The sequence below is a fragment of the Avibacterium sp. 21-594 genome (assembly GCF_026226815.1).
GTDB lineage: Bacteria > Pseudomonadota > Gammaproteobacteria > Enterobacterales > Pasteurellaceae > Avibacterium > Avibacterium avium.
On sequence record NZ_JAKKOC010000001.1, the window covers coordinates 331,988 to 352,586 of the forward strand.

General features: G+C 41.2%; 18 protein-coding genes and 1 pseudogene. 9 read left to right on the forward strand and 10 right to left on the reverse strand.

Translation table 11 applies throughout. The annotated features are described in order from the left end of the window. Position 1: 1 nt before the first annotated feature. Both ribD and nrdR read right to left on the reverse strand, forming a co-directional pair. Positions 2-1,132, reverse strand: a complete 1,131-nt coding sequence (gene ribD / locus L5B76_RS01535; RefSeq protein WP_265753963.1) for a bifunctional diaminohydroxyphosphoribosylaminopyrimidine deaminase/5-amino-6-(5-phosphoribosylamino)uracil reductase RibD — start codon at positions 1,130-1,132, stop codon at positions 2-4. Between the two features lies 1 nt (position 1,133). Then, positions 1,134-1,583, reverse strand: coding sequence for a transcriptional regulator NrdR (nrdR, locus tag L5B76_RS01540; RefSeq protein WP_103853080.1), 450 nt, complete (start codon positions 1,581-1,583; stop codon positions 1,134-1,136). A gap of 233 nt (positions 1,584-1,816) precedes the next feature. Here nrdR and tehB point away from each other — a divergent pair, with 233 nt between their 5' ends. Continuing rightward, a complete protein-coding gene (gene tehB / locus L5B76_RS01545; RefSeq protein WP_265753964.1) occupies positions 1,817-2,680 on the forward strand; it encodes an SAM-dependent methyltransferase TehB in 864 nt (287 codons plus the stop codon). 94 nt (positions 2,681-2,774) lie between these two features. On the opposite strand, the pseudogene modC reads toward tehB, so the two are convergent. From modC to modA, 3 genes and pseudogenes are all read right to left on the reverse strand, one after another. Further along, positions 2,775-3,452: pseudogene (gene modC / locus L5B76_RS01550) on the reverse strand (molybdenum ABC transporter ATP-binding protein); the annotation flags it as partial. Further along, entirely contained in the window at positions 3,439-4,161 is a 723-nt protein-coding gene (modB, locus tag L5B76_RS01555) for a molybdate ABC transporter permease subunit (RefSeq protein WP_265753965.1), read from the reverse strand. The gene modB and the pseudogene modC, both read right to left, overlap by 14 nt. A 15-nt stretch (positions 4,162-4,176) precedes the next feature. After that, positions 4,177-4,941 carry a molybdate ABC transporter substrate-binding protein gene (gene modA / locus L5B76_RS01560; protein ID WP_265753966.1) on the reverse strand — a complete coding sequence of 255 codons (765 nt, stop codon included), beginning with the start codon at positions 4,939-4,941 and terminating at the stop codon, positions 4,177-4,179. A 140-nt stretch (positions 4,942-5,081) separates the two neighbouring features. On the opposite strand from modA, the gene L5B76_RS01565 reads away from it, so the two are divergent. The 5 genes from L5B76_RS01565 to L5B76_RS01585 all read left to right on the forward strand — a co-directional run bounded on the left by L5B76_RS01565 (position 5,082) and on the right by L5B76_RS01585 (position 10,482). Next, entirely contained in the window at positions 5,082-5,855 is a 774-nt protein-coding gene (locus L5B76_RS01565) for a TOBE domain-containing protein (RefSeq protein WP_265753967.1), read from the forward strand. Between the two features lie 278 nt (positions 5,856-6,133). Next, entirely contained in the window at positions 6,134-7,108 is a 975-nt protein-coding gene (locus L5B76_RS01570) for a tripartite tricarboxylate transporter substrate binding protein (protein ID WP_265753968.1), read from the forward strand. Between the two features lie 20 nt (positions 7,109-7,128). Continuing rightward, the gene (locus tag L5B76_RS01575) at positions 7,129-7,584 is read left to right on the forward strand and encodes a tripartite tricarboxylate transporter TctB family protein (RefSeq protein WP_265753969.1); all 456 of its coding nucleotides are present in this window, start codon (positions 7,129-7,131) and stop codon (positions 7,582-7,584) included. A 10-nt stretch (positions 7,585-7,594) separates the two neighbouring features. Continuing rightward, entirely contained in the window at positions 7,595-9,130 is a 1,536-nt protein-coding gene (locus L5B76_RS01580; protein ID WP_416082711.1) for a tripartite tricarboxylate transporter permease, read from the forward strand. Further along, positions 9,127-10,482 carry a sulfatase-like hydrolase/transferase gene (locus tag L5B76_RS01585; RefSeq protein ID WP_265753971.1) on the forward strand — a complete coding sequence of 452 codons (1,356 nt, stop codon included), beginning with the start codon at positions 9,127-9,129 and terminating at the stop codon, positions 10,480-10,482. Before L5B76_RS01580 ends, L5B76_RS01585 begins: the two co-directional genes overlap by 4 nt. A gap of 81 nt (positions 10,483-10,563) precedes the next feature. Here the strand turns inward: L5B76_RS01585 and L5B76_RS01590 are convergent, their stop codons facing one another. Next, on the reverse strand, positions 10,564-13,605 hold the full coding sequence (locus tag L5B76_RS01590) for a chondroitinase family polysaccharide lyase (RefSeq protein WP_265753972.1): 3,042 nt from the start codon (positions 13,603-13,605) through the stop codon (positions 10,564-10,566). A gap of 10 nt (positions 13,606-13,615) precedes the next feature. Then, positions 13,616-14,680, reverse strand: coding sequence for a porin (locus tag L5B76_RS01595; RefSeq protein ID WP_265753973.1), 1,065 nt, complete (start codon positions 14,678-14,680; stop codon positions 13,616-13,618). A gap of 290 nt (positions 14,681-14,970) precedes the next feature. Between L5B76_RS01595 and L5B76_RS01600 the strand changes: the two genes are divergently transcribed. Together L5B76_RS01600 and L5B76_RS01605 are read left to right on the forward strand one after the other, a co-directional pair. Beyond that, entirely contained in the window at positions 14,971-15,774 is an 804-nt protein-coding gene (locus L5B76_RS01600) for a sulfite exporter TauE/SafE family protein (protein WP_265753974.1), read from the forward strand. A 12-nt stretch (positions 15,775-15,786) separates the two neighbouring features. Next, a complete protein-coding gene (locus L5B76_RS01605) occupies positions 15,787-16,341 on the forward strand; it encodes a Crp/Fnr family transcriptional regulator (protein ID WP_103852681.1) in 555 nt (184 codons plus the stop codon). 53 nt (positions 16,342-16,394) lie between these two features. Here L5B76_RS01605 and znuB read toward each other — a convergent pair whose 3' ends face one another. Together znuB and znuC are read right to left on the reverse strand one after the other, a co-directional pair. Next, positions 16,395-17,180: a zinc ABC transporter permease subunit ZnuB gene (gene znuB, locus L5B76_RS01610; RefSeq protein ID WP_265753975.1), complete on the reverse strand. Its 786-nt coding sequence runs from the start codon at positions 17,178-17,180 to the stop codon at positions 16,395-16,397. Between the two features lie 13 nt (positions 17,181-17,193). Further along, the gene (gene znuC, locus L5B76_RS01615; protein WP_265753976.1) at positions 17,194-17,982 is read right to left on the reverse strand and encodes a zinc ABC transporter ATP-binding protein ZnuC; all 789 of its coding nucleotides are present in this window, start codon (positions 17,980-17,982) and stop codon (positions 17,194-17,196) included. Between the two features lie 214 nt (positions 17,983-18,196). Between znuC and mepM the strand changes: the two genes are divergently transcribed. Continuing rightward, positions 18,197-19,711 (forward strand): murein DD-endopeptidase MepM, encoded by a 1,515-nt coding sequence (mepM, locus tag L5B76_RS01620; RefSeq protein ID WP_265753977.1) that lies wholly within the window; start codon positions 18,197-18,199, stop codon positions 19,709-19,711. Between the two features lie 101 nt (positions 19,712-19,812). Here the strand turns inward: mepM and L5B76_RS01625 are convergent, their stop codons facing one another. Next, positions 19,813-20,247: a LexA family protein gene (locus L5B76_RS01625; RefSeq protein ID WP_115249755.1), complete on the reverse strand. Its 435-nt coding sequence runs from the start codon at positions 20,245-20,247 to the stop codon at positions 19,813-19,815. Positions 20,248-20,599: the final 352 nt, after the last annotated feature.

The window sequence follows — 20,599 nt, forward strand, 5'->3', positions numbered from 1 at the left end:
GTTAGTTTTTCGGCTGATAAATGAGCTTTAAATCCTCCCCCACTGGCGTTGCAGATTGTAGCTGCCATAAAGGGGCATCAGCCAATTTATGTAAATGCGGCAAATGGCACAACCCTTTGCCTGCATCGCCTAATAATTTCGGCGCAATATAAACGATTAATTCATCAACCAATTTTGCTTCGATTAACGCACCAGCTAATTGCGCGCCCGCTTCAATCCATAAACTGTTGATTTGGCGTTCTGCCAGTTCGGTTAAAAGTGCGGTGAAAAAATCCGCACTTTTTTCAATCTGTATTGCTTGGCAAAAATCAGGGAAGCCTTGCATATCTCTTGCACCAGAACTCACCAACCAAACTGGTGTAGGTTGTTGAAATAATTGACATTCTGGCGTTACGCGGTGTTGGCTATCTAAAATGATCCGCACAGGCTGACGCAGTTCAGTATCAGGATATTGTTGCTGAACACTCAACGGAAGTTGCTCCCAACGTACATTTAACATAGGATTATCCATTAACACCGTTTGGCTGGTAGAAAGAATTGCGCTAGCGGCCGCACGGTATTGTTGCACATCTTGGCGAGCCTGCTCTCCCGTAATCCATTTACTTTCGCCACTTGCCATTGCGGTACGTCCATCAATGCTCATCGCCATTTTCAGTTGCACAAATGGGCGATTGCTACGCATTCTTTTTAGAAAACCTTGATTGAGCAACTCTGCTTTTTCGGCCAATAATCCCACCGCAGTTTGCACGCCAGCTTGTTCGAGCATTTTTAATCCACGCCCTGCTACTTGCGGATTGGGATCGGTCATTGCGGCAATCACTTTCGCCACGCCTGCTTCAATTAACCCTTTGGCACAAGGTGGCGTGCGGCCAAAATGGGAACAAGGCTCAAGGGTAACGTAAGCCGTTGCGCCACGCGCATTTTCCCCGGCTTCGCGTAATGCCATTACTTCTGCGTGGGGCTGTCCTGCTTTTAGATGAAAACCTTTGCCGATCACCTTGCCGTCTTTTACCAAAACGCAGCCTACGGAAGGATTTGGCGTGGTGGTAAAACGCCCTTGGCTAGCAAGATCCAACGCCATTTGCATAAACTGCTGATCTTGCTGGGTAAATTGTTGTGCATTTTGTTGCATATTAATCCTTCAGGCTCTCAATTTCTTTGGTAAATTGGTTGATGTCGTCAAAACTTAAATAAACGGAAGCAAAACGGATATAGGCCACCTTGTCTAATTTTTTTAGCTCATTCATCGCCAGCTGACCGACAAAATGGCTTGGCACTTCACGTTCCCCAGTCGCACGCAGTTGATGAATAATGCGGTTAATGGATTTTTCCACATCATCAGAACTCACTGGGCGTTTTTCTAAGGCGTGCTGAATACCACGGCGCAGTTTTTCTTCATCAAAGGGTTCACGGGATTGATCACTTTTAATAATTTTTGGGATCACTAATTCGGTAATTTCAAAGGTGGTAAAACGCTCGTGGCAATGGCCACATTCACGGCGGCGGCGAACCTGAAAGCCATCGGACACCAAACGGCTATCGATCACTTTGGTTTCTTCTGTTGAACAAAAAGGACAACGCATAAATCCTCCTAATCCCCTTTTAAATGGTATTTTCCATTTTAAGCGCTAAAACAGCGTAAAAATTCTTCTTATAAAGGCTTGGATTGTAGCAAAATTTCCCTTTTTTTACGATCTTTATAGGGCAAAAAATGATCTTACGCAGGTATTTTGCGACTTTTTGCCTTGCCTTATTGCCTTAGGAGGATTAATTTCCTACTATATCACTCAACTATTTTCATATTTGGAGAAATACAATGAAAAATGAATTAATTTGCTACAAAAAAATGCCCGTGTGGAATAAAGACAGCCTGCCGAAAATGTTCCAAGAAAAACATAACACCAAAGTTGGCACTTGGGGCAAAATCACCGTGTTACAAGGCAAATTGAAGTTTTATGTTTTAACAGAAGATGGCGAAGTGGTGAGTGAACATATTTTCACCGCGCAAGATGACACGCCTTTTGTTGAACCCCAACTTTGGCACCGCGTGGAAGCCGCGTCTGATGATCTGGAATGTTATTTAGAATTTTATTGCAAAAAAGAAGATTACTTCAGCAAAAAATACAATATGACGCCAACCCATTCTGAAGTGAAAAGTGCGGTGGAAATTATTCCTCCTTGTAAAGTGTTGGATCTTGGCTGTGGACAAGGACGCAACTCGCTCTTTTTAAGCCTACTCGGCTATGATGTTACCGCTTGGGATCACAACGAAAACAGCCTTGCTTTCCTCACCAGCACGGCAGAAAAAGAAAATCTCAATATTCAGACCGCACTTTACAACATCAATGATGCCAATATTCAGGAAAATTACGATTTTATTCTTTCCACTGTGGTGTTTATGTTCCTTGACCGCAACGCCATTCCTGCCATTATTGAGAATATGCAAAATCACACAAACGCAGGCGGTTATAACTTGATTGTAGCGGCAATGAGTACCGATGATGTGCCTTGTCCAATGCCGTTTTCTTTCACTTTTAAAGAGGGCGAGCTGAAAAATTATTATCAAGATTGGGAATTGATTAAATACCAAGAAGAAATGGGCGAACTGCACAAAACCGATGAAAACGGCAATCGCATCAAAATGAAATTTGTCACGATGTTAGCGAAGAAAAAATCATAGGAAAGAAAAATAGCAAAGAAAAAGAAAATAAGTGCGGTGAAAAATGTTGAAATTTTTTACCGCACTTTTGTTTTTCGCTTTACTTCTCTCTTTCGCGCCAAAGGGCGAACAATGGGCTATCTTGCATATTTTGCCACTGATCATAGGCGATCACTTTGCCTTGATCCAACAACACCACTTGTTGCGCTAAGCGTGCTAATTCTTCAAGGCTGTGGGTAACATATAAAATGGGAATAGCAATTTCTTGCGCGAGCTTATCCAAATAATCCAATAATTCTAATTTGCGCGGCAGATCAAGAGCGGAGAGCGGTTCGTCCATCAGCAAAATTTCAGGCTGGCTGAGTAACGCTCGTCCAATGGCAACACGCTGTTTTTCCCCGCCTGATAAGGTAATTGGATAGCGTTTAAGCAAATGTTCAATCCCCAAAAGCTGCACAATGCGTGCAAATTCTGCGCTATTTTTCTGCTTCATTCCATAACACAAATTGCCTTTCACCGAATAATGGGGGAATAATCTGCCCTCTTGAAAAACATAGCCCACATTGCGATGATTAGGCGCAAGATTAATCTGCTTTTGCGTATCAACTAACGCTCGCCCGTTCAAGCGAATATAGCCCTGATCGGGTTGTAGCAAACCGCTGACTAAATTAATCAGCGTGGTTTTGCCCGAACCAGACAAGCCGAATAATGCCGTTACGCCTTGCGTGGGCAGCTGCAAATCCACCGCAAACGCCATTTTGCCTAATTGTTTGCGTACATTAATTTCTAACATTGGATTGTCCTAAGCGTTTTTGTGTGTATTTTGCTAACCATTCAGAAATGAGTAAGGAAATCAAGGCGATAGCAATGGCTATCAGACATAAACGCGCTGCTGCACTTTCTGCCCCTGGGGTTTCAATAAAGGAAAACATTGCAAGGGGAATGGTTTGCGTAACTTTTGGGATATTGGAAACAAAGGTGATGGTCGCGCCAAATTCCCCTAGCGAACGCGCAAACCCCAGAATAACACCTGCCAACACGCCGGGCAACGCAAGAGGTAAGGTGATGGTAAAAAAGGTTTTCAAGGCAGACGCTCCCAAGGTGCGCGCTGCTTGCTCAAGCTTGAAATCCACATTTTCGATCGCCAAGCGGATCGATCTCACCACTAAAGGGAAAGACACAATGGCAGAGGCCAACGCCGCACCATACCAACTAAAACCAAAGCTAAAATCGAACCATTGCAATAAATAGCGCCCGATAATGCCATTTCGCCCCATTGCAATTAACAATAAATACCCCACCACCACAGGCGGCAACACCAAAGGCAAATGGATAATGCCGTTGAGCAACGATTTTCCCCAGAAATCTTTCCGCGCCAACAGCCAAGCCACCAAGATCGCGCAAGGTAATCCTGCCAACACGGACACCAACGCCACTTTCACGCTCAAGGCAATGGCATTCAACTCAGCAGGGGAAAAATGAAAACACATTTGCCAATCCATTTGCATTAAATCCTTTTATTTCACCGCAAAGCCAGCTTGAATGAAGATTTGCTTCGCTTCGTCAGATGTTAAATAATCTAAAAAAGTTTGACTTTCTTGATTATGATGCCCTGTTACAATCGCCGCAGGATATTCAATCGGGGCGTGAGAATTTGCAGGAAAAATTACCACCACTTTTACTTTTTGGCTTGCCGCCGCATCAGTGCCATACACAATGCCTAAGGGCGCTTCGCCCTGTTCTACCAAGGCCAATGCCGCACGCACATTATTTGCCCGCGCGAGTTTTTCTTGCACAGCCTGCCATTGATTTAGGCTGGTTAAGGCTTGTTGCGCATATTTCCCTGCGGGAACGTGCGCAGGATCGCCCACGGCGAGATAACTCTCTTTTAAATTCGCTTGCCATTGCGGATTTTCTAGCTTCACGCTTTCAATCTTGCTGTTTTTCGGCGCAATCATCACCAAGGTATTTTGCACTAAATTCACCCGCGTTTTGGGTTCAATTGCATTCTGTTCAGCTAAAAAATCCATCCATTTTTGATTGGCAGAAATAAAAATATCAGCCGGCGCACCTTGCGAGATTTGACGTGCTAATACGGAAGAAGAGGCAAAAGAAAAATCAATATCTTCTTTAGGGTGAAGCTTGAGATAGCTCGCTTTCACTTGCTCTAACACATTGGTCATTGAGGCGGCAGCAAAGACGGTTAATTTCGCGTGTGCAGAAAATGACATCAACGCGCAAATCGCTAGCGCAGAAACCAGTCGATTTTTTATTCTTAACATAGATTTTCTCCCTTTGGGCTTACCATTATAAAATAAATTATATAACGATTAATAAAATAAAAGCTACATTAAAAACTGAACTTTGCGTAAAATGACAAAAAATTCCACCGCACTTTAAAGATAATGACGTAGGAAACCCAATGTTAGATAGCGAAGTGTTACTCACCATAAAACTGCAACAACAACTTTTTGTTGATCCGAAACGGATTCGTCTGTTGCGTGAAATTGCCAAATCAGGCTCAATCAGCCAAGCGGCGAAAAATGCCAAAGTGAGCTATAAAAGTGCGTGGGATCACCTTGAAGCGATGAATGGCCTTAGCCCAATGCCCTTGCTAGAACGCAATACTGGCGGAAAAAATGGCGGTGGCACAACACTCACAACCTACGCCAAACGCCTGCTAAAACTTTATGATCTCTTAGAACAAACGCAACAAAAAGCCTTTTCCATCTTGCAAGACGAACAGGTTTCCCTTGACAGCCTGCTTTCCGCCACTGCGCGTTTTTCCTTACAAAGTAGCGCCAGAAATCAATTTTTTGGCACGGTGAAAAGCCTCACTCAGACAGGCAATCATTGTGCCGTGGAAATTAAAATTCCCCATTTAGATCAATCCATTACCGCCTTTATCACACCACAAAGTGCGGTGCGTTTACAGCTTGTTTTTGGCAAAGAAGTGATGCTGATGATCAAAGCGCCGTGGGTAAAATTATTCACCGAAAAACCGCAAAAAACGTGCAATATTTTCCCCGCACTTTTATCCCACATCAACCAACAAACCAACGCCCAAGAAGCCACACTCACCTTAGGCGAAAACTTACAATGCACCGCCAGCCTTGACGATAACGCAAATTTTCAACAAGGCGACAAGCTGTTTTGCTATATTGATCCTGAACAGATTGTGTTGGTGACGATTTGATTTTTCTGATCTATAAATCTCCCCTTAGCCCTCTTTTTTCAAAGAGGGGTCAAGAGAAATTTAGCAATTTCAAATCAAATACAAAAATCATTCCCTCCATTTTCTCTAAGTATTCTTCCCTCAATTTTCACAGTCATTTAACAAAATTTTCCCATTTTGTGATCTCGATCATTCTGTGTTTATGACAATCATCATAACATCAGCCCGCTTTCTTTAATTAAGCTAACTCTGTCTAACAACAGGGATTAATGTCTCTTATTCATTCCTAGGAGGAAATAATGAAATCATTGAAAAAATTATTAGCCGTAAGTTTAGCCAGTGTGCTTGGTCTTTCTTTATTAACGGGCTGCAAAGAAGATAAAAAAACACAGCAAGAATGGCCATCTGGCCCTGTGACGATTATCACCCCTTGGGCGGTGGGCGGTTTGGCTGATCAAGTCAATCGTGCGATGTCTGAATTTGGTAAAGAACAATTTGGTCAGCCGTTACTGGCAGACAATATTTTAGGTTCTGGCGGTGCGGTAGCACTTACGGAATATCTCAAAGAAAAACCAAACTCAACGAAAATGATTTTTGGTGGTGAAGGTAGCTTTGCTATTGCGCCACTCACAATGAAAGTGGCTTACAAATTCGATGACTTTGTCCCTGTTATTAATGTGTATTCTTCCACTTTCATTTTATTGACTAACCCAAAAACTGGCGTGAAAAGCTATCAAGATTTAGCCCAAGCCATCAAAGACGGTAAAGAAATCAAGATTGGTGCGAACGGAATAAATTCTTCTGAAGCATTACAATCTGCGGCGTTAATTGATGAAATGGGTGGTAAATTCAAAATTATCCCTTATGAAGGCGCAAACCAAGCGCTTGCTGCCGTTGTTTCTGGCGAAATTGATTTTGCGGTTACCCACGCCTCTCTTGCAAAAGAATTTGCTAAAGCGGGCAATATCATTCCTGTTGTGGCATTTGATAACAAACCGTTAAAAGATGATGTATATGACTTGCCAGCAGTTACTCAATTTGGCCACGATACTTGGATGACCAATATCTGTGCAGTATTTATGCGTGCCGGCACCGATCCTGCCAATGTAGAAAAAGCCTACAATGCACTAAAAAATATTATGCAAGAGCCAAAATTCCAGCAAGTGGCAAAAAATATTGGCGTAAACATTGATATTCAAGATAGTCAATGGGTGAAAAGCTATATTGATTCCACCATGGCGAAAGCGAAAAAATATGCTGAGTTGGTGAAATAAACATAAATAAGGGATAAGCAATGAAAATTAAAATTTATAAAGAATTTGTTGGTGCGGTGTTATTTTTGGGTGTTTCCACCGTCTTATGGTGGCTTATCCCTTCTCAAATTGAATTAAGTAAAAATGCAGAAGCGATTAATTCACAAACCTTCCCTAAAATGATTGTTGGTCTAATGTGGATTGCTAGTCTGATTTTATTAGGCCGTGAAATATGGCGAATGGTGTGCCAAAAACCTGTCAAAGTGATGACCTTAGATCTGCAAGAAGAAAGCCGTTCACTGTTAATCATTGGCTTGCTGATTTTATATTGGGGACTGCTCTATGTATTACCTTTTTTGGCCGCCTCACTGATTTTTGCGTTACTTTTTCTTTATTTAAGTCATTGTCGAAAATGGCTTTATTATCTCATTGTCGTGCTAACAATTTTAGCGATTAGCTTGGTTTTTGAATATGTTTTAGGGGTTTCCCTGCCTTAAGGAGTCAATGATGTTAGAACATTTTGTAAATGGCTTTGAAGCTTTCTTTTCTTGGAGTAGCTTCTTTTATATGAATCTCGGGCTATTCCTTGGGATTATTTTTGGTGCTGTGCCGGGGCTAACCGTAATGCTTTGTCTTGTGCTACTTCTACCTCTCACTTATAACTTAGGCGCAATCGATTCTTTTATGTTTCTGCTCGGCATTTATTGTGCAGGTAGCTACGGTGGATCAATTTCAGCCATTTTAATCCGTACTCCCGGAACGCCTCACGCAACGGCAACAATGATGGATGGTAATCCGCTTTCTGTGCAAGGACATTCACAAAAAGCCTTGAATATTGCCCTTTATGCCTCTTTCATTGGGGGAACATTTAGCGCCTTAGTGCTACTTTTCCTTGCGCCAGAAGTTGCCAAGGTGGCAATGAAAATGGGATCGCCTGAATATTTCCTTATTTGTGCCTTTGGCTTAACAATTATTGCGGGAGTCAGTGGTGATAGCTTGCTTAAAGGCATTATTTCTGGTTGTTTAGGATTATTCATCGCAACGGTAGGACAAGATCAAATCAGCGGTGGCACAATGCGTTTCACCTTTGATAATGTGTATCTTTATGGCGGTTTCGATTTAGTCATTGTTCTTATTGGCTTGTTTGCTTTGGTGGAAATCATCAATAAAAGCGCTTTATTCTTAAAAGAAAAAGTGCGGTCAAATTCCGAGCAAAAAATCACCTTTGAAAATGAAAAAATGAGCCGTGAAGAATGGAAAAGCATTAGTAAGCCACTCACACTTTCTTCCATTATCGGCTCAATTATTGGGATTATCCCGGGGACAGGAGCATCAATGGCGTCCTTCTTAAGTTATGATGTGGCAAAGAAAATCTCTAAAAAACCCCAATTATTTGGTAAAGGTTCTATTGAAGGGATTGCTGCAGCAGAATCAGCCAATAATGCGGTAACAGGGGCAACCTTGATCCCACTTTTAACCCTAGGTATCCCCGGTGATGGTGCCGTGGCAATTATGCTTGGTGCTTTAATGATTAATGGCTTAACACCTGGGCCTAATTTATTCCAAAATCACGGCAGCACAGTCTATGCCATTATGATTGGACTCATTTTTGTGAATTTATTTATGCTTATTCAAGGCAAATATCTCACTCGTGTTTTTGCCAAAGTAGTGAAAATTCCAAGTGTAATCCTTGTGCCAATTATTGCGGTTTTCTGCTTTGCTGGCGCTTATTCCATCAAAAATTCAATGTTTGATGTAGGAACGATTATTGCTTTCGGCGTCATATCTTATGTGATTAATAAACTTGGATTTTCCGCCATTCCAGTATTACTCGGCTTAGTGCTTGGAGCATTAACAGAAAAGAATTTCCGCCGTTCACTGATGATTTCAGACGGTAACTGGGATATTTTCGTTACTCGACCTTATGCCCTTGCTTTCCTTATTCTGCTCATTTTGGCATTAGCAATGATTATTTACACTAACTATAAAAAATCTAAACAAACCGACCGCACTTATAAAGTGGTCAAGGAGCTTGTAAAATGACCCGTCCAAATATTCTCTTTTTCTTTTCCGATCAACAACGTTGGGACACCATCGGTGCTTATGGTCAGCCGCTTGATGTAACCCCACACCTTGATGAACTCGCTAAACAAGGGGTGCTGTTTGAAGAAACTTATTCCCCACAACCTGTTTGCGGCCCGTGCCGTGCAATTTTCCAAACAGGGCTTTATCCAACCCAAACAGGTTGTTTCCGCAATAATATTGCACTACCGAAAAATACCAAAACCTTAGCCGATTACTTTACTGAAAACGGCTACGACACCGCCTATATCGGCAAATGGCATTTAGCGAGCGATGGCGAATTGGAGCAAGCTCCAACGGTAGATTACACCATCACCGCCATTCCTCCTGAACGCCGTGGTGGCTACAAAGGCTTTTGGCGTGCTGCGGACGTGTTAGAATTTACTTCTCACGGCTATGATGGCTTTGTTTTTGACGAAAATATGAATAAATGTGAATTCAAAGGCTATCGTGTTGATTGCATTACCGATTTTGCCTTGGAATATTTAGATCAATATAATGGCGATAAACCTTTCTTTATGACGATTTCCCATATTGAACCGCATCATCAAAACGATCGCCAAACCTATGAAGGCCCTGAAGGATCGAAAACGCGTTTTAGCCAATATCAGCTGCCACACGATCTCAAAGTGCTAAAAGGCAATGCAGATGAAATGTATCCTGATTATTTAGGTTGCTGCCGTAGCCTTGATGATAATTTAGGACGAGTCATTGACAAACTGAAAGAAAAAAATCTGTTCGATAACACCATCATTATTTATGCCTCTGATCACGGCTCGCATTTTATGACGCGTAATAAAGATGAACATCTTAACGGTTATGATGATTACAAACGAACTTGTCATTCTTCTGCATTACACGTTCCGCTCATCATTGCTGGCCCTGGTTATCGTGGTGGTTTACGCATAAAAGATTTGGTCAGCACCGCAAGCCTACCAAAAACCTTCCTTGCAATGGCTGGAATTAATGTCGGCGATAAAATGATCGGCGAGAACTTACACGATGTTGTAGAACATACTGATCCACAGCGTCCAAATGAAATTTTCGCTCAAATTAGTGAAAGCCGCATCGGACGTTGTATTCGCACCGATAAATATCTTTACAGCGTCTATGCCCCTAATGTACAAGGTGGCGAGCAAGCTGGTAGTGATTACTATCGCGATGATTTTCTTTATGATTTGGATAAAGATCCATTTGAACTCACCAATGTTGTCGCTGATCCTGCTTATACGGAAATTAAAGCAGACTTACGAGAGCGGTTATGTGAACTAATGGAACAAGCGGGAGAAAAACGCCCAGTGATAGAAAATTAATTACAAAAAAATCACACAAAAATACCGCACTTTAAATGTTCTATCTAAAAGTGCGGTATTTTTTTCGTGGATTTTTAGCCGTTATTTCACAGCGACTAATCTCACTTTACAAGGGGTTGCGTCTGTGGTTTGGGTGGAAATTAAGGTGTTTTCCCCTTTCACTTCGGCTTTGGCGCATTGGCTGGCTTGGGCGAGTTGCCATTTGCCTTTTGCCGTTACGCTAGAATGCTGTGGCTGGGAAGGGGTTTTACGCCAAGTGCGGGAATAAATGCTCACTTCCATTTGTTTGCCGTCTTTCACTTGATCTTCTTCCGTACCTTGATAGAAAGCAAAATCAGGGTTCACAATAGATAGATCAAGATAATCCTTGCCTGCTTCGTTGCCTTGTTGAGCCATTGCCATTAGTGGTTGGCTTGCTCCAAGCAATACGCCGCCCACGTCTTTTTGCTCCGCTTCAAAATAGGCGTAACCTTCTTGACCACTACGCTTATCGCGTACTGCGTGCAATTTGCTGCTGTGGGATAATTTTTGGTAGTCCACTCCTTCATCATCGTTTGGCGCAATGAGTACAGCATATTCATATTGCCCATTTTCTGGTGCTGTGCCGTGATCTAACACTGCACTAGCGAATTTGCCTTGGGTTGGTTTATCGTTGCGATCATCAACAGATTCTTGCTCTTGATAACGCACCGTCAATTTTTGACCAGCGCTCACATAATAGCGGTTGCCCGTTGGATCTGCCAAGGTAACAGGGCTGGATAATTCTTCCACTGTCCCTAAGGTTGCCAGCGCTTTTCCATTGATAAACATTGGCTTGAGATCCGCGACATTATGCTGGAACAAGGTGGTTTCCGTTGCGTGCTGTTTGTCATCATTACGAATATCCGATCCTAAGGCGATAATTTGATTATCAAAAAGGAAGTAGGATTTTTTCGCGAACAAGGATTCTTGCTGATATTTGCTATGGCCGCGCAATTTCATTGCATACATACTATTATTATGCAGATCCGTTCCACCTGCGTAGGTTTCGGTAGAAAGCAGCATTTCTTCCAATCCTGCGGCTGGGAGCTGTAATAATTTGGCTCTTAGCTCAGGGTATGGCAGATGAATGGTTGTGGTGCCTGGGAAACGATTCCAGTCCCAACCGTCATAGCGATAGCCACGATCATCGAAATGTTCAGGAATGATTTCTAACGCGCCGTAGGACATATAACGTCCGTACAGATTGTTTTTTTCGTAGGATTCATTGCCGACTAAATAACGGCTAAAGCCGCGCACAATAGCAAGCCAAGAAAGTTTTGGATCAGCTTGATGACGGCGTTGCACCACCATTGAAGCATAATTCATCGTCCACGCCCCAGTCGGTTCTGCCGCTGCTGGCACGCCTTTAAATTCCGCTTGATGTGCTAATGCCGCATAAATGCCTGCAAAAGTGCGGTTGATTTTTTGCGAATTTTTTTCACCGCTCTTTTCACTACTCTGTTCATCGCCAGCTAAAGCAAACCACTTAAATGGGGAGGCTGCAATGGTGAATTTCCCCGTTGGGTGGCGTCCGCTAAGCACAATTGGAATGTTGCCATCTTTGCTGTACACCCACATTTTATATAGCACGTCATCAAGCCGTGCTTTGGCAGCGTGGCTGAGTGCATAAGGCGATACGCTAATGGCGTAAACCACTGGTGCAAGCCCTGCAAAAGCATCTTTGCCGTAAGCGGTATAATGTTGCGAATGGTGGAAAATTGAACCGTCTGGTTTAAAGCCGCCCGCTACACCTTGAGATTGCAACACGGTGGTGCTTAACCAATGAGAGAACTGTTTAAGCAAGTCTGCGCGCTGGGTTTCATTCGGCAGTAATAAGATACTTTTTAGCATCCATTGTAATTGGGTATTCAAAATATCCACATTGGCTTCTACAATGCGATTATCTGGCTCAAAAATTCGCCCAGCCCCACTAAACCACGCCATAGCGCCTTGTGCTTGCTCAAGCAATCCTTGCTTTTCGAGTAAATCACGCATTAAGAACCACGCATCAAAAATCTCACGATTTTGATAGCCCATATGGGTAACGATTTGGATACTGCTACCACGTACAAAACCTTGATCAAATAAATAACGGGTGGCGAGTAAGAATTGTGTTTCCAGCTGTTGGCGTTGTTCGTCTGTCAGTTTGCCTGTACGCAAGGCTTTTGCACTTTCTAACATCACTTTGCCTAGCTCGCGCATTGACACAGAACGCAGTAGAAACTCTTGATCTTGTTTGCTAAACACCTGTGCGTTCTTCATAAATTTTTGTCTTGCAGGGAAATCCAGCATCGCACCTTGAATTACGCCATCTTTTTCACTAATATTAAACGCTTGATATTTCTGCAAAATTTGTGAAAAATCCACCGCGCTTAGTTTATTTGCAAACACATCTAGCACTTGTTCAAAGCGTTGGTAAATGCTTTCACTTTGCGGATCAGAATGAAAACTCGCATTAAAATCAAAGTGCGGGTAATTTTTGCTTAACATTTGATCATACATCAGCAAGCCATTCCAGTTTTTATTCACCGCCGTGCTTGCCGCAGGGTTCACAAAATCCGCTTGGTAATCTGGAATTGGGTAACGATTATCCACTGGTACGTTGAATAAAAGCTGATCTAAATAAAGCGATCCCGCTTCATCAGGGGCTTGGATCACCAATTTATCGAGACTTGCTACCATTTCGCCTTGCATATCACGAAACGGCACGGCAATACCACGCCAGCCGACAAAATCTAAATTAATTTTAAAGGATTTTTTCACCTGACCATTTTGTTCAAAGGCAAATTGCAAAGGCTGCTTTAAGGCTTTATCGTTATAAAGCCATAGCATAAAGGTCTGCGGTAAAATATCGTCATTTTGTGAAAAATCTAAATTTTGCGCAAAAACCAACCGCCCTTTTGGGTCAAACTGCCAATGCAACGCCTGCTTACCGTCCTTGTAATGCAACGTACTCGGCGCAACTTGCCCATTGGTTACCGTTAAATAAGCTGGTGGCTGTGCATTTTCAAAAAAATCCCACGCATAATTCGCCGCATTAACACTGCCTGCAATAACGCAGGCAGTTAATAGGCTCAGCTTTGGAAATAAGCTCGCTTTCATAGGTTCTCCCTTAGAATAAGAAACGGAAACCCGTGTAGTATTGGTTTACATATTTATTATGTACATTTACGTTGCTGATATTGCGATCTCGCCCAAATTCGATAAAGGTGATCAAGTTTTTGATTGGACGATAATCAAGCCCTAAGGTGTAACCGTGATTTACATTTTCACCACGTTTTTCATAACGGAATTGGCTATAACCTGCAAATTTTGGCGTAATGAAATATTTCGCCGCGAGGAAATGTCTTTTTTCTTTTACTGCATTGGTATCAAGATAGTTTGCACGTTGTAGATCTTTTAATTCACCATAGTTATAAGCAACTTCTAAATTACGGTATTTCACTTCACCGGCCACACGCCACGCAGAGCGGTTTACATCTTTTTCAATCCAAGATTTATTTGCTCCAGTGCTATCTGGTGCTGAGAATTGGTGGCTATCGTAGTTATCGCGGGTATAACCTGCTCTAAAACGGACACGCCAGTCATCATTTAATTTATTCGTATAATATAGCGCAACCCCATAACCATTTTTTAAGTGCTTAGGTGAGTTATCAACGCCTTTTTCAGCGGAACCAAATAAATAATCTGCACCAAATTGGAAACCTGCAAATTCCACTGAACGTAAATGTACGCCTTTATGGGCTTCTGCGGTAAGTGGATTACGCCCACTTCCCCCTAACTGCCAATCGCCCAACATAATGGCATCACCATTGGTTGGTAGGCGGCCTAAATATAAACGTCCTACGGATTTGTGTTCTACGCCAAGATAAAGTTGTGCTGTACGCGGATCGCCAAAGCCTGAATGATTGCTACCGCTAGCATCTTTCCCATTAAAAACAATTCTGGTTTTACCGATTAATCGCAAATCTTCTGCCATTTCTTGTGCAAAGATAAATTCCACACGCGAACCACGATCACGCAAGTCTGAGCGTTGTCCTTCGGTGTGCGCAAGCATTGGTCTGAATTGCCCGTTTATCTGCACGCTCGTGCCATCTTTTTTATAAATTTCTACCGCACTTGCTGTGCTTGTTGCTGCGAGAAGTGAAAGCGCAAGAAGAGAAAGTGATTTTTTCATATAACAATAATCCTCATTATTCATTGTGAAAAGACACCCCAAATTAAATACGATTAATCTGGGCCATTGCGATGTTCAAGCTGGTTAAATACAACACAAAAGTAACTAGAACTGATCATTCGCTATTATGATAGGCAAATATTTCAACGGGAAAAAGTATAACATTTCAAAAATAAGATCAAGATCACAAAAATATTGAAACAATGTTTTGATGTTTGTTTTTATGATACCGATCATAAAGATTCTTGGTTTGATTATTCATAATAAAGAAAAAATCATAAGGATCGCCTATGACATTTTCTTTGATCATTATTCTTATTTTATGCGGTATATTGACTAACCTGATGTCAGCCATTTTTGGTATTGGTGGCGGGGTGTTGATGGTGCCGATTTTGCATACGCTTTTTCCCCATATGCCAATCCAAATGATTTCCGCCACATCACTGACTATTGTGATGGGATCAGCGTTGATCAATTTGTTTTACTTTCATAGGCTTAACATTCAGATCGATAAGAAAAAATTGCTGCTTTGGTCGTTAAGTATGATCCTTGGCGTGCAGCTTGGCTTTCATCTCAGTTTTGAAGTTTCCGACAACGTGATTATTGGGGTGTTTGTGATTACGCTAACGGTGCTGGCATTGAAAACGTTTTTACATCAGCGCAATGAGAAAAAGCAACAAACACAGAAAAATGATCGTTTGCGTGGTAGCCTTTTCTGCTTTTTTGGTGGAGGAATTGCAGGAATTACGGGAATCGGCGGGGGTTCGATTATGTCACCATTAATTAGCCAGTTGCCGAGTGTCAACATTAAAAGTGTGGCGGTTTACACCAACTATATGATGGTGATTGGGGGCATTGGCAACCTGTATGGCTATTTAGCCAAAACGCCCGAAGTGATGATTCCCCATTCCTTGCAAGTTGGCTATGTGAGCTTCTCTATTGTGTTGATTGTAGTGCTAAGTTCTTTTTTTATGAGTTTTGCCAGTATGAAAATTCGTGGCATTATCAAAGAAGACACGGCGCGCAAATTGCTCGGTATGATCTTACTTTTTATTGCCTGCTATATGCTAATATTGCGCGTAATACAAGGATAAATCTCATAGGATATGAAAATGCTTGAACAGATGAATTTAAAAAATTGTCAATATAATCATTTAGTTGCCCTTGAGAAAGGCACACAAATCTATCGCCAAGGGGATACCGCACAGTCTTTTTATTTTGTCAAAAATGGGCTAATTGGGTTGTATCATACCCTTGAAAATGGTAAAGAAAGCTTGGTCAGAATTTATAAAGCAGAGGATTATTTTGGTTTTCGCACGCTTTTTGGCGATAAAAAATATCACTGCACTGCGAAAGTGTTGATGGAAGCTGAAATAATCAAGATCACTCCACAAGATGTTGATTTATTCTTTTTAGATAACCCTGAAACCATTCGGTTATTATTCCAAATTTTATCTAATGAATTACGAGATGCGGAAGATCGCCTTGCCAAAAGCGCTTATTTAAAAAGCCTTGATCGGGTGATTGATAGCATTTATTTCTTAAAAGAAAACTTCCCAGAATACCGCTGGACACACCGTGAAATTGGTGAATACGCTGGCTGCGAAACAGAAACCGCTATTCGTATTAGTCGGGATTTGCGTAAGAAAGGGTTGTTATAAGGCATAAAAAACGGCGTTCCATAATAGGAACGCCATTTTACAAAATATTAGCTTTAATTAGCTTGTTTCTTAAATAAGGATAGTAAGAATAAGAAAGTTGCGCTAATCACCACAGAAGGGCCGGCGGCGGTGTTGTAGAAAGCGGAGAGCATTAAGCCGAAAGAAACGGCGAGAATACTGATAAGCACACCGATAGCCACCATTGCTTCTGGAGTGCGGGCAAAACGCCGTGCGGTGGCAGCAGGAATAATCAGCAAAGACGTGATGATTAGCGCGCCGACAAACTTCATACTTAAGGCAATGGTTAAGGCGGTTAAAATCATTAACACAAAACGCATTTTGCGAATGTCAATACCTTCCACTTGCGCAAGCTCTGGGCTAACTGTGGTGGAAAGTAGCGGTTTCCAGTAATACCACAAACAGCCCACCACCACGAGAACGCCAATGGCGATAAGGTAAAGATCCTCATAGCTAATCGCCAGTAGATCGCCAAATAAATAATTCATTAAATCCACCCGCACATTTTGCAGCAGCCCCACGGTGACTACACCTAAAGAAAGGCAACTGTGGGCAATAATGCCGAGCAAGGTGTCCACGGAAAATTGCGTGTTGCTTTCTAGCCAGACCATTCCTAAGGCGAGCAAGAGCGTGAGAATTAAAATGGTTAGGTAAGGATCCACTTGTAAAAATATTCCGATTGCCACCCCTAGCAAAGCGGAATGAGAAAGGGTATCGCCAAAATACGCCATTCTTCGCCACACCACAAATGCACCTAGAGGTGCGGTGATAAAAGAGAGCAAAAAACCTGAGAGCCAAGCGGGAAGTAAAATCTCAAACATTTTTGTTCCTTAGTTACTTATGTTCACATTGTTGTGATTGAAAATTTTTACCGCAACATACATCACCGTGCATATTATGCTTATGATTATGGTTATGTGTATAAAGCGCAATATTTTGTGAAAATTGATTACCAAAATAATGCATAAATGTCGGATCGTGCGACACAATTTCAGGCGTGCCGGCACAGCAAATATGTTGATTAATACACAGCACTTCGTTGGTGTCCGCCATCACAATGTGCAGATCGTGCGATACCATCAAAATCGCACAATTCAGTTGTTTTCGTGTTTGATGAATGAGCTGATAAAGCTCTGCCTGCCCAGTAATATCCACCCCTTGTGTGGGTTCATCTAACACGAGCAAATTTGGTTTATTCAAAATGGCTCTAGCGAGCAACACCCGTTGCATTTCACCGCCCGATAGCTTTTGCATTGCATTTTGCTTTAAATGAGAAATGGAAAGGAGATCTAACGCCGCTTCAATCTCAGATTTGCTCACGCCTTTTTTTAGTGCAAGAAATTTTTCTACCGTTAAGGGCAAGCTATGATCAAGGTGAATTTTCTGTGGCACATAGCCAATACGCACATTATTGTGATAAATCACTTCACCCGAACTTGGCTTAATCAATTTGAGCAAGACTTTGAGTAATGTAGATTTGCCACCACCATTCGGGCCAACAATGGTGAGAACGGAATCAGAATAAAGAGATAAGTTAATGTTTTGTAAGACATTTCGTTGGTCAAATTGCACATTAATATTTTTTAACTCAATTAATGGCTGTTTAATAGCGTGAATTTGCATTTTATCTCTATACATTACGAAAAATTGGCTTAAAATAGCCTATTTTTATAAGATTAACAAGCAGCATTTAGAAATGCTTATAATTTATTCATTTGGCAAGTTTTTAGCGAAATATAGGGAATTTTTATTCTTTTAACTGGTCTTACTAGTCTTAGTGAAGTAACAATTATCCAGCTTAGTTATCAAGCAATGAAGTAATAAAGGAAAATAGATAGTGCGATATATTAAATTAGCAAGAGATAGACGTAAAAGAAAATCACGGATTAAAGCGGTGATTTTTCTCTCCGCTGTATTATCTATTTTTGTCGGCATTGTACTAAGCGTAAAAGATAATGCGAAAAACGATCCCTTACAGCTTTCCAACGAAAACACTGAATATCACCCTGTTAAACCAATAGAAGATCAGCCTAATGCAGATCTCGATACAGCGTTTAAAGATGTTACTGATCAACTTGCCAATTCTCAAACGGCGGTTAATGATAACCAAGATAATGTAGCAAATAATACGGGCAGTGAAGAAAGTGATGCTACTTCTTATGATGACGATTTACAAGGTCAAGATGACGAAGTTGATGAAGTCAATTTAGATGACGATGATGAAATTGAAAAACTGCCAGAAAATGCGAAAAATGCAGTTAATGATTTACTAGATATTGCCGATCAAGCTATTCGTATTAAAGATCAATTTAGCCATACCGTTGTGCGTGGTGATACATTAAAAGACGTTTTAGAACAATCAGGGCTTGATGATAGCACAAGCAAAAAATTGATCTCTGCTTATCCAGAATTGAAAAACCTCAAAGCTGGCCAACAGTTCTATTGGATTTTGAGTAAAGAAGGCGAACTAGAATATCTCAACTGGCTTGTATCACAAAAAGAAGAACGAATTTACGCACTTTCTGCTAATGGAAAATTCAAACGTGATATTTTACAGAAAAAAAGTGTGTGGAAAAAAGATGTGCTAAAAGGCCAAATTAGCGGCTCGTTCTCAAGCAGTTTAAAAGCGCAAGGATTGAGTTCCAAACAAATTAGCCAATTAACCACCGCACTTCAATGGCAAGTGAGTATAAAAAAACTCAAGAAAGGAGATAAATTTGCTGTTTTAGTTTCTCGTGAATATTTAGATAACAAACTCACAGGCCAAGGTAACGTAGAAGCTATCCATATTCGCTCTGGCGGAAAAAGCTATTATGCAATTCAATCTAATAATGGACGTTATTATAACCGTCAAGGTGAAACCTTAGGCAAAGGTTTTGCTCGCTACCCTATGCAACGCCAAGCTCGCGTGTCTTCCCCATTTAATCCAGCAAGACGCCACCCTGTTACGGGTAGAATTCGTCCACATAAAGGGGTTGATTTTTCAATGTCAATCGGGACGCCTATTATCGCCCCTGCCGATGGTACTGTTGAAAAAGTTGCTTACCAAGCTAATGGTGCAGGTCGTTATATTATGATCCGCCACGGTCGCGAATATCAGACTGTCTATATGCATTTAAGCAGACCATTAGTGAAAGCTGGCCAGCAAGTAAAACGCGGTCAGCGTATCGCTCTTTCAGGTAACACTGGGCGCTCTACTGGCCCACATTTACACTATGAGTTCCATATTAACGGCCGCCCTGTTAATCCACTTACTGTAAAATTACCAGGCACAAGTAGCCAAATGTCCACTGCTGAACGTAAGCAGTTTTTAGTGAAAGCGAAAGATGTAGAGCGGAAATTAAAGCTATAATTTTCTAATTAAAATACCACTCGCTGATTAACTTGTATTATTAAATTAATCAGCGAGTAAGCAAAGCAAAAGCCTACTACTTCTCATACCCTACTAAATCTCTAAGCAGCAAACTTCATTTGTGTTCTAGGTTTAATTTGATGAATGGTATTGGTAATAACACCAATGATTGGCAATTCAGTCCATTTTTCACATTTAATACTTTTCATTTTGGCGTCAAGAGCAAGGAAAAGAAATGCTTTGCCGTCATAGTTTGCTAATTCATAAATGCAAAATTGATTATCTTGTTCCATTACCACTAAATCGCCAATGCTTAAATGCTCGTTTTTTTCTACCACAAGCATATCACCTGCTTCAATTCCCCAAGCAAGCATATTTGGGTTAGTGACTTCTATGACACAAGTTTGCTGTGGGCGTTTAATGCAATGAAGATTCAAATCAAGCTTTTTATTAAATGCTGATTTTAAAGAAGCACGATCAGTTAAAAATGGCATTGGCTGATAAGATAATTGGCTTTGTTCATTGAAATAGTTCATCGTAAACCCCTGTTATTATCTACTATGTGTGTGTATGTGATCTCTTACTAATACTACTTGTTAAAACACTGTTTGTTTATACAGGGTTATAGTACTGGTATTTTATACAGTTAGTCAATATGCAATGTTAAAATTTTTTGCATTTTTATCTATCTTTTATCTATCTAAGGAAAAAATCAAGCTGAAAGGTAAAAATAATCGATTTTATTCAATTTTAAGCGGAATATTTCTTTGTTTGTGCAAATAATATGAAGAAATTGCTGATTTTATATTTTCTTTAGCACAAAATTAGGCTATCTTTACACTCGCTATGGGGGATCTAATTTTAGATCTGAATATCAACAATCTTCTG

Excerpts from the sequence above, each read along its gene's own strand:
- ribD (WP_265753963.1), bottom strand. The coding sequence starts at position 1,132 with ATGCAACAAAATGCACAACAATTTACCCAGCAAGATCAGCAGTTTATG.
- nrdR (WP_103853080.1), bottom strand. The coding sequence starts at position 1,583 with ATGCGTTGTCCTTTTTGTTCAACAGAAGAAACCAAAGTGATCGATAGC.
- tehB (WP_265753964.1), top strand. The coding sequence starts at position 1,817 with ATGAAAAATGAATTAATTTGCTACAAAAAAATGCCCGTGTGGAATAAA.
- modB (WP_265753965.1), bottom strand. The coding sequence starts at position 4,161 with ATGGATTGGCAAATGTGTTTTCATTTTTCCCCTGCTGAGTTGAATGCC.
- modA (WP_265753966.1), bottom strand. The coding sequence starts at position 4,941 with ATGTTAAGAATAAAAAATCGACTGGTTTCTGCGCTAGCGATTTGCGCG.
- L5B76_RS01565 (WP_265753967.1), top strand. The coding sequence starts at position 5,082 with ATGTTAGATAGCGAAGTGTTACTCACCATAAAACTGCAACAACAACTT.
- L5B76_RS01570 (WP_265753968.1), top strand. The coding sequence starts at position 6,134 with ATGAAATCATTGAAAAAATTATTAGCCGTAAGTTTAGCCAGTGTGCTT.
- L5B76_RS01575 (WP_265753969.1), top strand. The coding sequence starts at position 7,129 with ATGAAAATTAAAATTTATAAAGAATTTGTTGGTGCGGTGTTATTTTTG.
- L5B76_RS01580 (WP_416082711.1), top strand. The coding sequence starts at position 7,595 with ATGTTAGAACATTTTGTAAATGGCTTTGAAGCTTTCTTTTCTTGGAGT.
- L5B76_RS01585 (WP_265753971.1), top strand. The coding sequence starts at position 9,127 with ATGACCCGTCCAAATATTCTCTTTTTCTTTTCCGATCAACAACGTTGG.
- L5B76_RS01590 (WP_265753972.1), bottom strand. The coding sequence starts at position 13,605 with ATGAAAGCGAGCTTATTTCCAAAGCTGAGCCTATTAACTGCCTGCGTT.
- L5B76_RS01595 (WP_265753973.1), bottom strand. The coding sequence starts at position 14,680 with ATGAAAAAATCACTTTCTCTTCTTGCGCTTTCACTTCTCGCAGCAACA.
- L5B76_RS01600 (WP_265753974.1), top strand. The coding sequence starts at position 14,971 with ATGACATTTTCTTTGATCATTATTCTTATTTTATGCGGTATATTGACT.
- L5B76_RS01605 (WP_103852681.1), top strand. The coding sequence starts at position 15,787 with ATGAAAATGCTTGAACAGATGAATTTAAAAAATTGTCAATATAATCAT.
- znuB (WP_265753975.1), bottom strand. The coding sequence starts at position 17,180 with ATGTTTGAGATTTTACTTCCCGCTTGGCTCTCAGGTTTTTTGCTCTCT.
- znuC (WP_265753976.1), bottom strand. The coding sequence starts at position 17,982 with ATGCAAATTCACGCTATTAAACAGCCATTAATTGAGTTAAAAAATATT.
- L5B76_RS01625 (WP_115249755.1), bottom strand. The coding sequence starts at position 20,247 with ATGAACTATTTCAATGAACAAAGCCAATTATCTTATCAGCCAATGCCA.